This window comes from Sporosarcina sp. E16_8, from assembly GCF_017347095.1.
Classification (GTDB): Bacteria; Bacillota; Bacilli; order Bacillales_A; family Planococcaceae; genus Sporosarcina.
In genome coordinates, this window is sequence record NZ_JADPRZ010000001.1 from 16,036 (window position 1) to 30,024 (window position 13,989).

Genomic DNA, 13,989 nt, shown 5'->3' on the forward strand with positions numbered 1-13,989 from the left:
AGATGAAATAACTACTTGTTCAGTTAATTCTAAAACCACGTCTTTCGCAAGACCTGAAAGTTGGTATGTCAACACTAAATCAAACGAAATTATTAAGGGCTATTTTTTTATAAGCAACCGGACTTAGGTAGCCTAATGTACTGTGCGAACGGATATTATTATACCAATTGACATAATCGAAAAGTTCAAGGGACAGCTGGTTAAGGGTTTGATAGTGGGCTCCGTTGATCAATTCTGTTTTTAAAATCTTAAATGTTGCCTCTGCACCGCATTATCATAAGGATTCCCTTTATGGCTGAGTGATCTTTTAATTTTGTATCCTCTTAATAATTCATCGATACCAACGTTTTTAAATTCAGAACCGCGATCTGTATGAAATAAGTTCACGTTTCCCAATGGGTATTTAACAGAATCGAAGGCACGCTGAACTAAAGCAGCGTCTTTTTGTGCTCCGACGCTCCACCCGACAATTTCACGATTGTATAGATCGATTAAGAAACAAACGTAACTCCAACGGTATCCTACTTTTACGTATGTTAAGTCGCTTACTAACACGGACATCTCTTTGTCCACTTCAAATTCTCGATTTAATACGTTTCGAACGGATTCTTCATTTGGTCTTGTTGCCATTGGTTTATAGGAAGGTTTGGCGTATTTTGATTGAAGTCCAAGTTCGCTCATCAATCTTCCAATTCGGCGTCTCGAGATTGGAAGGCCATCTGTCTCTTTATCTAGTTCTATTTTTAGTTTCCGAGTCCCATAAACGTGTAGGTTTTCATTGAAAACCTTAGCGATATTTTCTTTTAATACGCGTTCTTCTTCCCGCTTTACTTGCTCTTTTTGAGCGGATACTTCAGTGTCATAATAGAAGGTGCTACGCGCAATTTTTAGGACTTTACACATTGCTGATACCGAATAGGTGTGACGGTTTTGTTGAATCACATCTATTTTCGTCCCATGATCAGCGCTGCTTGCTTTAAAATATCTACTTCCATTTCTAGTTGCTTATTTCTCTTCCGTAAGGCAATCAATTCCTGTTCCTCTGGAGATTGATTATCTATCTCTAAGAAAGAGCCTGACTGCCTGAATTGTGTAATCCACCTATCAAGAGCAGATGCGGTTAATTCATATTCTTTGACAATATCTTGTCGGCTTTTTCCGTTTTCATATAGGGCTACCACTTGTTTTTTGAAATCTGTAGAAAACGTTCTTCTTTTTACGGACATAGTAGATCTCCTCACTTCTTGTGTATTATTCTACTAGCCCTTAATTTAATTGTCCAACTAAGTGTAACCTATCCATATTCGTTATATTCAATATATGATAAGTGCATCAAATAGTATGCTTGATTATGATACGTTTCAAAAGTTATTTCAACACTATATGATACACTTATTTCCGAATAAGAATGGCTTAGGTAATGGCTTTCAATTTACGGTTGAAAGTGTTTCAATATGTGTACATTTTGATGCATTGATACATGCCATCCACTGATTAGGAATGACAGGATTATTCCCCTGCTAATAAGAAGAATGGGGATTTTTCCGAATTTTCCCTTCTATGATTTTATTTAAGACAACAAAAAACGACCTTTTTGCTAAGATCGTTAATGGTTTGTGTTGTATTTGATTTTAGATGCTATTCTTTATGCTTTACTTTCCTTTTAGATCTACAAAATTAGAAACTTGCACGCGAATTAATTTTATTCGATTCAATGCAGATAGCAGTACAGTTATTTCCTTCCGATCTAAGTAGTCTAGCAGTTCAGAATAGATCAATGTATGCTCTTGAATGATATCGGATAGGATTTCATCTATAGGAATAGGATTAAGTGCATTAGATTGGCTAATCTTATTTTCATAGATCCTAAGCGCAAGCATTTCTTTTGCCAATGCGCTGAATGAAGTGGATGACATCAAAGCATTCTTCAGTAAATCCATTTGCCTTGGACAAGTTTTGTTAAACGCAACTCCCTGTGTGATATATTTCCCTTTGGTTCTATTAATCATATCTTCAATTGCTTTATCTACTTCCTCTTCTGATTTATGCCATTCCATATGCTAATCTCCCTACCCTCCTGATTAAATTATTGACTATCGGTTAATTTACGTTTCTCTAAATTAACCCTATCCGTTAAACTTTTGTATGATAATAGTATGATAGGAGGGACATGGAAAGAAGATAGTCGGGGAGGAAATAGTCAAGTTTGAAACCCAAGGCTTCACTCTCGACCACTTACGATACAACCGTATGTTTTTGCATCTTATAGTCCTAGATCAAATATCGCTTATTTATATGTAATGAACGTAGCGGCGTGCGTGCAACGCTTATTTATTTAGTATTGAAGATGCTTAATCTGAATTTAGACATCTTCACTGTTCCTACTTTCGAATAATAACAAGAATAGGTATTTTGTGCATTTATATACGAATATATAGAAAAAAGAACGTATCCGTGATGGGAGTACGCTCCATTATTGAATTACCGTCGCAATGATTCAATTATTTATCTAACGCTTCCTTGTTGCTGCCAACAACTGGGGAGTTTTTTATTGCATTTATATCATGCTAGTTACCATTAACCGTACCCTTCATGAGTTCTGAATTTCAAGCTGGTCTCATTCATGTTGTTTTATACTTAAATTTCTCACAAAAAAAAAAAAAAAAAAAAAAAAAAAAACAAAACACCTGTTGCCTAAAATGCAATCAAGTGCTTTATAGTTAGCTATATAAAGTAATTCATTACTATTTCTATCTTTAAACCAACGAGCCTGTTTAATTTCGTAAGTTTTTGGCGTGTTCCCTGTAACAATACTTCGTAAGTTTAAAATGTCATCTCGCCAGTTATCATACTTACTTTTCATAAACCATGTATTCTTTGGTACAATCTACATGAGTTATTGATTTTGACTAACCTCAGTAAGATTACTTTGTGAGTGGTAGACTAATAGAATATTGCAGTTTCCAATTATTTGCATGTTTTTTAATTATCTTGAAGCCCTATTACAATCCATTCATCTACAATATCCCAGAAATCCACATTATATTCAGGCTTACCATTGGTAAACCATAATGTCGCTACATCATCGATACAGTTGTTTAAATCTATAGCAACATATCCTCCCATGCCGTTTTCAAAAAAACCATATGTTGTAGCCATATTAATTCCTAATGGTTCATCTAATTCTTTAAGTATTCCCCATTCATAATCCTCAAAATGAGTAGTGCGTTCCACTGGTACTAGCCCCATAGCTCTACTTGGCAAATAATAAAACCCATTGTGTAACTTTTCATAGAACCCCTTAATAGATTCTGGAACATTTGACCAATCTTGTTGCATTTCTGAAATATAAATAGAACTGGTCGGTATACCACCTTCGTAATAAAGAATTTCGTCATTTTCACTCTTTACGCTGTATAGTACTGCATATTGTCCATTATCTACAATTAGTTCAAATTCTAATAAATTCTCTTTCAAGTATGATATAGTATTACTCAATTCTTTTTCACACACATCATTCCATAAAGCTATTAATTTATCTTTCTTTCTAGTTTTATCTGTTTCTTTAAATATCTCTATCCATTTTTCAGGCATATTTTCCTTTTCTATATTGAGTAAGTCTTTGTTAGATACAAGCTCTATACTTTTTCTGTATTGTTTTAATAAAGATAACTTATCCACCCGAAATCACTCCTTTTTATTTATCCTATTAAATTCATCTGTCATCTTTTGTATCTCAATTTCTAGTTCTTTTTCTTTTAATATCATTTTTTCCCTAAATACAGGATTTACCAAAATGTTTTCTTTTTTGTAGATGTTCCAATCTGCAAATGATTTTGAACCTTTAGATGTATTAGCTGCTTCACTAAGACCTTTAAAATTCTCTACAAAATTGGCAATTTCCTTCTGTTGTTGGTAAGTCAATGTCTCAAAACCTTCCAAACGAGCTATTTTCTCTAGAGAAACAATATGGTCTGCATGCAGTTTTTTTTCAATTATTTTTCCGGGTAAAGCAAAATCCTCAGTTCCAATAATATCATCAATATTTTTATTAACTTCTTTTTGTATTTTAGAAGATGGCGATGCTCTTCTTAATTTACCATATGTCTCATCGGAAATTTTCCTTTCCCCATATCGTGCACCTTACGTAATGTTTTTATCCGTACCCTTAGCCCCAACATCCACATTTTTTATTTCGACCTTAACATCGGTAGCTCCACTTTTTATATTCGTAGGGATATCCGTTTTTGCAAATGGCATATTGAATGCAATGGCATTTGGCGTACCCAATTGGTAATGAGTGTTAGTTAAGAAATCTAGTTGATTTTGAGTTTTTCCTAGTGAACTGTTGACGACATCCTGGTAAATTGGGGAATAGATGGACTCCATCTTCTCTGTACTTACCACTTTACTTACTTGATTTCACTAGCGTCGCATTAAAATAAAATACACCTCTTCGTGAATCTGAATAATCTGCAATTTTAATCAAACACAAAAAAATCCTTTATAATGGGTTGGAGGTAGTAACCTATCCAAATCCAATATAAAGGACCTAATCATGGATAAGTTTACACGAAAAACATCATTTGAACAATGGCTTTCACCTATTTCCAACGAATTATTTGAAGAACTGGTGAAGACACATCGTTTAGACTACTATACAAAGAAGCTGTACATGGCTTCGTTTACAAAATTGTTACTGTATGCCCAACTACATCAAACAGAAAGCTTACGTGCCATCAGCGATTGCGTCTTCTCGAAAGAATTGCAGGAAGCATCAAACCTGGATTCGATCAGTTTCTCTCAATTAGGAAGACGGTTACATCAAGTTCCTACGGAATTCTTTCAGGCTATTTTTCTAGACTTGGTGGCTCAAATACATGAAATCACTGATTTTCAGACGAGACGGAAAACAACTACTCCGTTAAAAATCATTGACTCGAGTACACTGCCTTTAAACTTGAATACTCATCGATGGGCGAAATTCCGACAAACAAAGTCCGGTATCAAACTCCATCTACGACTTGTGTTCATGGAAAATGGCTGTTCCTATCCAGATCAGGCAGTCTTAACAAATGCAAAGGAACATGACCGAGGACAACTGGAAGTACTAATCGACGATAAAGAATGCATGTATGCGTTTGACCGCGGATACCTGGATTATAAGCAGTTCGATCGTATGTCAGATGAAGGGTATTTCTTCGTCTCCCGCTTACGTAAGAATGCGGTAGTACACTCGCTCAAGCACTTCGAACTTCCAGAAAACTCATCGGTGCAATCAGACGAAATGGTTATCATCGGTACTGCGCAGAATCGTTCAGAAAACGCTTTTCGCCTTCTTAAAGTGCTAGATTTCAAAGGCAATCAGCTGAACCTGATTACAAACCGATTTGATTTGCCTGCGGATGAAATCGCGGTACTGTACAAATCCCGCTGGGCCATAGAACTATTTTTCGAATGGATGAAGCAGCATTTGACTATCAAAAAGTTCTATGGACAAAGTCAGGAAAGCGTACATAACGTCGCTCATATGCTTAAAGGAATCGAATTTGCTAAAAGGAACTTTTGTGAATCCTTTGGAGTTAGCAAATTGTATTCTCAAAGCATCGTTTATACTAAAGTCATTAAGGATTTCTCCATCCCGACTTAAAGCGTTAATCTTGATTACACCTTTATCCACCAATGACTTTAAGTACTTTTTATTAGTCGCACCACTTGCTTTATGAGTTGTCGAAAATTTAATTGGTGAGAATACACTTAATAATGTTACTGTCGTTTCCGTAAATTCATCGTACCCAACTTTTCTTTTCAAAAGGGAATACAGATATAACTCCACTTCATTAAGATGTGCATCCTCTCCTTCTGTAACCAACGTGTCGTACACCATGATGAATTCCTTCTCATTTTCGTTTCCCATAGTAATAATCTTCCTCTCATGTTTCTCATAATAAAGAATAATAAACACCACATCTCTATACAATACATGTCTATGTATATATTTATAATAATGTGTATATCTTTAAACTGTCCGATATTCATTCTGTTTCGGTATGTTATTCGGACACTGTCGTTCGATTTACATACCATTTCAGCATGTTTTTCGGACTTTTTTAAATCGCGATGTCATTGCGTTTCTTTAAATTGAATTAGTAACTCCTGCAACTCATCCGATTTCTGATATAAAGTAAAACTCCACGAAGATACCACTTCCAATTAGTGGTTCAACCTCTATACTAGTTATTATCTTGGTAAGAACCGAAATCATCAATAGATTTCAAATTTTCTTCGTTTTTATTTTATTTATGATTACCTATTGTTTTTTTTTGTGATCCACCCTGTAAATAGATGTTTCAATCGTTTTCCTATCTCCAAAAATAGCTTGTCCCGCTATTCAGTGATTCGCATTAATCTCTGCCTTAATTATGATGATACTCACTCATACAGCTCCATCTGAGCCCGTCTCATATATTGTGATATATTTATTCAACTTATTAATAAAGTCGATGTAACGGAGCCGTATGACCTCTGCGTGAGCGTTGTAAGTTAGGAAGGTTGTAAGGGAAAAGAAAAGGGATGTCATTTAGACACCCCCTCAAGTGGATTCATTTTGCTGACTTTTAGTTTTATATATGATCCTCTTCGCATCAGGGACAAGGTTTTAGATAACTTCAACTTCAATTCTATATTTAATGTCGATTAATAGTACCTTGGCTTCGATTTGTTTGCTTATATATGTGCCTTGTTTCTCAATTTTATAGTTAATTTCAGATAGCTCATTCATTAAAGTAAACTCATGACTGTAAGTCCTGCATTTAGTAAATAATGAATGGCGACTTTCCCCCATCAGATACCCTCTAATCCTTCCAGACTCTATCGTTATAACACTTGACTCTTTCCTGCTGCCACTTGTTATTGCTGGCTGATATTCCTACCTGAGTGTTCTTATTCTTAGGATTACGTTTGATGAATATTAATAATGCATAAAGAGTACTTGTTACTTGACTTTGAACTGCCCTTCCAGAACAGAGTAGCAGCTTGACCTTGGAAACGGCTTGTGAACGTTTTTGCCTACTTTCCAAACAAAATGAAAATACAAATAGAATCATAATGTTTAAAAAGTAGGCGAAAAACTACGTACAACGTCATAGAGATGACTGTGGTATCCGTTCGTCCTTGTTTAGTTCCGATATTCCTATCGCTGTATTCTCATGCTTTCATTGCCCCACATGTGCCTACAAGTGTCTGTGAACCTCATAGAGCCTAAATACAATCGCACTAGCTGTAACTAGTCAATGCTTCCAACCCAAGCCGTTAACGGTCGCTCTCACCGTTCGTCATCCACCGAAACAAGGAACGGCTTACAGGATGATATATCCCTTGGTTGCAGTGGTAGGGAATACCTGTCAAGGTTAGATTAGAGACGTATTAGTAGGCATTCCACGACCAGAGTTCCTTAAAAAGGCATCACTAAATAGCCTTGCCTATATCCAATTTTTTTGATATAGTAAGAAACAAGGAACTCTTATTCAATTGTAGGTGTACTTCTGTTTAAGGGTAGATACGTTTTCACACGAGGTTAGGCGTTCGAGCGCTTGACCTCTTTTTTATTTGTTCTTGTTTATATTGGATAATGGACTAAAGGATATGGCTTTCCTCTCTATTTCCTCCGTGGTCATACTGCGTAAGTATTCCTGTGTTATTAAAATTGAAGAATGACCCAAAAGTTTTGAAAGTGTAAAAACGTCAATTCCGTTATTTACCATTCTTACAGAATAGAAGTGTCGAAATTTATGCGGATGAGCATCTTTCACTTACGCCTTTTTCGCCGTGTCTTTGACTATGTTGTGTAATGACATGTGCGTCAGTTTGTTGCCTTGATATGTCAGAAAATAGGTATCGGATGCAACAATTTTGTCGCTAAAGAATTGTTGTTTTAGTCGTTCATATTTGATTAAAATCTTCTGTACAGTTGGACTGATAAAAACTACCCTTTGCTTGTTCCCCTTGCCATTTATTATTAGGATCGAGTTTTCTTTTACATCATCATTCTCAATCCCCCTTATTTCCATCGCCCTTAAACCACAATCAGCTAACATTGCAATTACCGCTTTATTACGGGCTTCGAGATAAGTTTTATATCCGTAAACACCAATCATCTTAATGACTTCCTTCTCAGTGAATCCTACTGTCACCTTTTGCGGAATCTTAGGTATCTCAACCGTTCGCATTTGATTCTTTTTCAAATAGTCCTCGCGTACACACCAGTTCATGTATGCTGCAACAACCTTTGCAATAGTATCTAGACTTGTCGGCTGAAGCCCTGTGCTTTGTCTAAACCTGAAATATGCTTTCATATCATGCTCAGTGATTAGTTCTAACTCTGTGATTGCTCGTTTTCCAATTAGAAACCTTTGGAAATGACCCAACTCATGTCGCTTATTGTGTAAAGTCCTCGAGGTTAAACCCTCTGCCTTACAATGAACCATGTATTCCTCTATAGAATCCTTTAGGTACAACAAAAAAGCCACCCCTCTATCAAACCTTCTGATAGAAAAAGTGACTTCTTCATTTTTGATTCAAATCGCCCATGAAAGATATATCAAATGAATGAACATCATATGTACTCAAGAATGACAATTTAGGTGCAAAGTTTACAAACCCATAAACTACGGGTATTACGTAATTACTTTTTAACCTTTTTATCTTTTTTGTCACTTACTTTGTTCATTTGGTTCATCATTTGATTGATTTTTTTCTGTGAGGGTTTTTGCCCCATTTGCATCATCATCATACGTAACATGTCTTCATTAATCGGCGGGTTATCTTTCAAATATTTCATCATATATTGACGTGCAATGAAAAATCCGAGGGCCACACCTGCTAATAGCGCAACGATGATCAAAACGATCCACCATACTGTAGTCATCCGCTATACCTCCTCTACTTCAGTTATTCGATTTTACTCTACCATCATGGATTATACAACATTGTACGGGTGAATAGCAATGGACCTTTATTAAATATTCTAATCATCGCATAATGGAATTTCTTACTTAATGCTATTTGAACAGACAAAATAGACCCTATTTTTGAGATTTGGGTCCTTTTTGTCCCTTTACTATCAGTATCATTTCAAAGATATGCGGCTTCTTCATACGAACGAAAATCAGTCGTTTTGACCGGTTTCAGCCATCCCCATTCACCGTGTCCATCCATGACAGCGAAGAAGCGGTCAGCCGCCCCAGATAAGGCAACAAACAAATCCAAATCCAACATACGGGATCCGTCGCAAAAGACATTAAGCGAATACGATGATAGCGAAATTAGAATGGATCCTTTGACCGGATGCGTTAGTTTGTATTCCCCGTTTCGAGATTCAATCGACGTAAATCCTTCGCCAAGATTTGCAATTATAGCCTCATCAATCATTTTTTCTTCAAGTCTGTCACATAAGTAATGAACTTCAGGCATACAATTATTCTTCTGCTCGTCTTCTTTTAAAAGATCATACAAAAGCCGTTCACGCCCAATGATGAATGGCTGGTACATTTCTTTCACTTTATAAATTCCATATGATCGCAATATCGCCACCCCCTAGAGATAATCCTACATGGTTTGATGTAAAAAGGGTGTCACATTGCGGAATAGAACGGCACTATTATTGTCGGAAAAGATTGGTGACTAAAGATTCCGTCAAATTATCTGAAAAAGCAGTGCCGTTTGCCAAAAATCCTTCGACAAACGGGACTGGATCATTTATTTTTAGTTATTGATTAACATTTTCACAGTAGCAAGGACATTGTCCTCTGTGAAGCCGAATTCTTTAATGACAGTATCTCCAGGCGCACTTGCTCCAAATGTGTCAATCGCAATGATTGCGCCTTCGTCACCAACATATTTATGCCATCCTAATGAAACGCCCATTTCGATACCAAGACGTTTTTTTACATCTTTCGGCAATACACTTTGTTTGTATGCATCGTCTTGCTTCTCAAACAGATCCCATGAAGGCATAGAAACAACCGCCACATCGATTCCTTCAGCTAACAGTTTCGCTTGTGAAGATACCGCTAGGTTCACTTCAGAACCCGTCGCAATTAAAATTGCGTCTGGTTGTTTTTTGCTTGCAGGAGATATGATGTAAGCTCCTTTTTTGACGCCTTCCATCGCAAGTTCAGCTGACTTTGGAAGAACAGTCAAGTTTTGACGAGACAATACAAGTGCAGTCGGCGAGTTCTTCGACGACACTGCAATATTCCATGCAGCTGCAGTTTCGTTAGCGTCAGCCGGACGAATAACCGAAAGTCCAGGCATCGCACGAAGCGCAGCAAGTTGTTCAACTGGTTCATGTGTAGGACCATCTTCACCAACAGCTACGCTGTCGTGTGTAAAAACGTATGTGACAGGTATACCCATAAGAGATGAAAGTCGGATTGCAGGACGTACGTAATCGCTGAACACGAAGAACGTTCCACCGAACACATGTAATCCGCCATGCAAAGTCATTCCGTTTAACGCTGTTCCCATTGCAAACTCACGAACGCCGAACCAAATATTACGGCCGGAATAATTGGTAGCAAGGAAATCTCCTGCTTCCTTAATTGTCGTTTTGTTTGAGCCTGCAAGGTCGGCACTTCCACCAAAGAACGAAGGAAGCTGTTTAGCAATTGCATTGATAGCGTCACCTGATGCAGAACGTGTTGCATGGGATGAACCCGCTTCATACGTCGGCAATGATTTTTCGAATCCTTCAGGTAGTTTTCGCTCAATTGCATCTTTCAATTGCTTCGCAAGTCCTGCATGTGTAGTTTCGTATTCTTCAAATAGTTGGTTCCATTCCTGTTCTTTTAGCACGCCCAATTTCTCAGCTGCTTCTTGGAATGTTTCATAGACACCTTCAGGAACATGGAAATCTTCTTCCAGCGTCCATTTATAGTATTCTTTTGTCAATTTCATTTCATCTTCACCAAGTGGCATACCATGCGCATCCGATTTTCCGGACCTATTTGGCGATCCGTAACCGATGACCGTTTTAACTTCGATCATTGTCGGGCCTCCGACATTGCCTTTAGCTTCTTCAATCGCTGTTGAAATGTTGTCAGTGTTGTTGCCATCTTCAACACGGATGTAATTCCAGCCGTATGATTCAAAACGTTTACGAATATTTTCAGAGAACGACATGTCAAGTTCACCATCGAGTGAAATGTCATTGCTATCATATAGGACAATCAGTTTATTTAACTGTAAGTGACCGGCAAGTGAAATTGCCTCAGCAGCAACGCCTTCCATAAGGTCGCCATCACCGCAAAGAGCATAAGTGTAGTGGTCGACAACGTCAAAGCTTGGTTGATTGTACGTTGCAGCAAGGTGTTGTTCCGCCATTGCCATTCCGACTGCCATTCCGATACCTTGTCCAAGTGGACCAGTTGTTGCTTCAACTCCGACTGTATGACCGTATTCGGGATGTCCAGGCGTTTTAGAGTTCCATTGTCTGAAGTTCTTGATTTCATCCATCGGAAGTCCGTAACCGCCAAGATGAAGCAGGCTGTAGAGAAGCATAGAGCCGTGTCCTGCCGAAAGAACGAAACGGTCACGGTTAAACCACTGTGGATTTGAAGGGTTGTGATGCATATGTTTTGTCCAAAGCGTATAGGCCATCGGAGCAGCCCCCATTGGTAAACCAGGGTGTCCTGAATTCGCTTTTTCGATTGCGTCAATAGAGAGCGTACGGATTGTGTTAATGGCTAGCTGATCAATTTGTTTAGTCATCGTGTACATCCTTCCCGTCATATGTATTTATCTACACATCCTAGTTTAGACAATTCGCGCAGTTAATGCAAAGCTCAGTTTAAATATTTGCCGCTACGGGCGTCTTTTACCTTATCAGGTGTCACATCGTTGCCTTCAGGATCAAGGATTTTGACCTGCTCAATTGTGTTGCGCATAGATGAACGAAATGTCTCTAAATATTCTTTTCGTAGTTGTGTCTGTTCTTTTGCCTCTTCGATCGACAGACCTGACGTCTTCGATTTTTTTGAAAGTTCATTAATTCGTTTCATTTTCTCAGCTGGTAGCATATGATTTCCTCCATTTAGTTTATGACTACAAACGTATACAAAAAGTACAGAAAGTGCAATAAATCAGCCTTCCTGCTCCATCTCATATTCTTTATACCTGCGATGCACAGTCGCTTTACTTATATCATGACCGAGCCCTTTCAAGACGCCAGTAATTTCTTCATAGGTCAGTCCTTTGTCCCTCAATGACACGATTTCAGCTATCGGTACTTCAATCCGCTCACGACCTTCCGCATTGCCCCTGTTTTTCAGGTTATGCTCAGGCCGATAGCCTTCCCTTACCGCACGTTTCATGCCCCTCTTGATTTTGGCGTTATGTAGTTTACGTTGGTACTCTTCGACGATAGCTAAAATTTCAAGTAACATTGTGTCCATTTCATTGAGCGCTATTGGCCCACTATCATTATGCGAATAAATCGCTGTGTCCGTTTTCGCCAATAGATGCAAAACCGCCATCCGTGCATTTCCACGCCCAAGCCTCGTTTCATCTTGGATAAGGATTGCATCAACTTCCTCATCACGGATGTAATCCAGAAGACTTAGAAGCCCCTCACGGTCAATGTCAAAACCGCTGTGCTTATCCATAAATGTCGCGACATGTTCGAGACCAAGTTCAGCTGCCAAGTCAACAAGCTCTTCTTCTTGCCTCACTAGCGACATTTCCTGCGTTTCTTTCTCAGTGCTCACCCGGCAATAGATAACACATCTTTTATTGCGCCCAGTCATCGATTAACACCCGCCAGTTGTGTATTGTTTTTACCCATAGTCCGTGCAGCAGGCAAAAGTAGATCCTCGCCTTTTTTTATTGTAGCAGATGATAGGTCATTCAATTTCATAACTTCTTTGATCCATTTATCTAGAGCCATATTTTCCGAGTAATGATTTGCGAGACCCCAAAGCGTATCCCCTTCAATAATTGTTATTTTCGTGACCGTTTGTTCTTTCTCGTATTTATTTACTCCAATAATTGCAAAAACCATACATAAAACAATAATAAGCACAACATAGCTATTTCTTTTAATAAAAGTCATCATTATCCCCCTAGCGAATACTTGTTCGGAATGCTTGTTCTTATTATAGGAAAAACAAGTGAGATTGTCAACACTTATTCGAACCTGTGTTTGCCATTTATCCAGGAGACTGATATAATGAATCTATTGAAAAGACTTGATTGTCGGGAATTTATTTCACGACTTTCGAAAGTTAGCAGAATATAAGGCGAGAGGTGAATGGGATGCAAAAAATTTCAAAAAGACAAGAAGATATTTTGTCTTTCATTAAATCTGAAGTAAAGAAAAAAGGTTATCCACCATCCGTGAGGGAAATTGGCGAGGCTGTCGGTTTGGCATCAAGTTCAACTGTTCACGGGCATCTAGCGCGATTGGAAAGCAAAGGTTTCATTAGAAGAGACCCAACAAAACCGAGAGCAATTGAAGTACTCGATCCAGAAGGGCTAGAAACGATGAAGCCCGGTGTTCTTCACGTACCTCTTGTCGGTAAAGTGACAGCGGGTCTCCCAATTACAGCTATTGAAAATATCGAAGAGTACTTCCCACTTCCTGAATCTTTTGGTACATCGGAAGACAAGCTGTTCATGCTTGAAATAGTTGGGAATAGTATGATTGAAGCTGGAATTTTGAATGGCGACTACGTTGTCGTTAAACAACAGCAGACCGCTAATAACGGCGAGATTGTCGTAGCAATGACCGAAGATGATGAGGCTACAGTGAAACGTTTCTTTAAAGAAAAAGATTATTTCCGTCTGCAACCTGAAAATGCTTCGATGGATCCAATCATTCTCGATAACGTATCGATTCTTGGTAAAGTGGTTGGCGTTTATCGCATGATGCATTAATCTCAAGTATGCAAAAGGGCTACATCCTTCACTTGAAGGATACAGCCCTTTTTTATT

12 protein-coding genes and 2 pseudogenes are annotated in these 13,989 nt (G+C 38.1%); 2 read left to right on the forward strand and 12 right to left on the reverse strand.

The window, feature by feature from the left end:
- Positions 1-79: 79 nt before the first annotated feature.
- From I2484_RS00085 to I2484_RS00105, 5 genes and pseudogenes are all read right to left on the reverse strand, one after another.
- Positions 80-1,226 (reverse strand): annotated as a pseudogene (locus I2484_RS00085) (IS3 family transposase).
- 426 nt (positions 1,227-1,652) lie between these two features.
- Positions 1,653-2,057 (reverse strand): hypothetical protein, encoded by a 405-nt coding sequence (locus I2484_RS00090; protein ID WP_207149002.1) that lies wholly within the window; start codon positions 2,055-2,057, stop codon positions 1,653-1,655.
- A 925-nt stretch (positions 2,058-2,982) separates the two neighbouring features.
- Positions 2,983-3,681 (reverse strand): SMI1/KNR4 family protein, encoded by a 699-nt coding sequence (locus tag I2484_RS00095; RefSeq protein ID WP_207149003.1) that lies wholly within the window; start codon positions 3,679-3,681, stop codon positions 2,983-2,985.
- A gap of 6 nt (positions 3,682-3,687) precedes the next feature.
- Complete coding sequence (locus I2484_RS21310) at positions 3,688-3,924, reverse strand: hypothetical protein (protein ID WP_255550722.1); 237 nt, start codon at positions 3,922-3,924, stop codon at positions 3,688-3,690.
- Positions 3,925-4,143: 219 nt separating this feature from the next.
- Complete coding sequence (locus tag I2484_RS00105; protein ID WP_207149004.1) at positions 4,144-4,389, reverse strand: hypothetical protein; 246 nt, start codon at positions 4,387-4,389, stop codon at positions 4,144-4,146.
- A 169-nt stretch (positions 4,390-4,558) separates the two neighbouring features.
- On the opposite strand from I2484_RS00105, the gene I2484_RS00110 reads away from it, so the two are divergent.
- Positions 4,559-5,650, forward strand: a complete 1,092-nt coding sequence (locus tag I2484_RS00110) for an IS4 family transposase (RefSeq protein ID WP_346014135.1) — start codon at positions 4,559-4,561, stop codon at positions 5,648-5,650.
- A 1,954-nt stretch (positions 5,651-7,604) separates the two neighbouring features.
- On the opposite strand, the pseudogene I2484_RS00115 reads toward I2484_RS00110, so the two are convergent.
- The 7 genes and pseudogenes from I2484_RS00115 to yneA all read right to left on the reverse strand — a co-directional run bounded on the left by I2484_RS00115 (position 7,605) and on the right by yneA (position 13,108).
- Positions 7,605-8,486 (reverse strand): annotated as a pseudogene (locus tag I2484_RS00115) (tyrosine-type recombinase/integrase).
- A 197-nt stretch (positions 8,487-8,683) separates the two neighbouring features.
- A complete protein-coding gene (locus I2484_RS00120) occupies positions 8,684-8,926 on the reverse strand; it encodes a YneF family protein (RefSeq protein ID WP_067211048.1) in 243 nt (80 codons plus the stop codon).
- A 206-nt stretch (positions 8,927-9,132) separates the two neighbouring features.
- A complete protein-coding gene (sirA, locus tag I2484_RS00125; protein ID WP_207149005.1) occupies positions 9,133-9,582 on the reverse strand; it encodes a sporulation inhibitor of replication protein SirA in 450 nt (149 codons plus the stop codon).
- Between the two features lie 180 nt (positions 9,583-9,762).
- The gene (tkt, locus tag I2484_RS00130) at positions 9,763-11,769 is read right to left on the reverse strand and encodes a transketolase (protein ID WP_207149006.1); all 2,007 of its coding nucleotides are present in this window, start codon (positions 11,767-11,769) and stop codon (positions 9,763-9,765) included.
- A 74-nt stretch (positions 11,770-11,843) separates the two neighbouring features.
- Positions 11,844-12,077: a DUF896 domain-containing protein gene (locus tag I2484_RS00135; protein ID WP_207149007.1), complete on the reverse strand. Its 234-nt coding sequence runs from the start codon at positions 12,075-12,077 to the stop codon at positions 11,844-11,846.
- A 63-nt stretch (positions 12,078-12,140) separates the two neighbouring features.
- Complete coding sequence (locus I2484_RS00140; RefSeq protein ID WP_207149008.1) at positions 12,141-12,803, reverse strand: YneB family resolvase-like protein; 663 nt, start codon at positions 12,801-12,803, stop codon at positions 12,141-12,143.
- Positions 12,800-13,108: a cell division suppressor protein YneA gene (gene yneA / locus I2484_RS00145; protein ID WP_207149009.1), complete on the reverse strand. Its 309-nt coding sequence runs from the start codon at positions 13,106-13,108 to the stop codon at positions 12,800-12,802. The genes I2484_RS00140 and yneA overlap by 4 nt, the downstream gene beginning before the upstream one ends.
- Before the next feature lie 203 nt (positions 13,109-13,311).
- On the opposite strand from yneA, the gene lexA reads away from it, so the two are divergent.
- Positions 13,312-13,932 carry a transcriptional repressor LexA gene (lexA, locus tag I2484_RS00150; protein ID WP_207149010.1) on the forward strand — a complete coding sequence of 207 codons (621 nt, stop codon included), beginning with the start codon at positions 13,312-13,314 and terminating at the stop codon, positions 13,930-13,932.
- Positions 13,933-13,989: the final 57 nt, after the last annotated feature.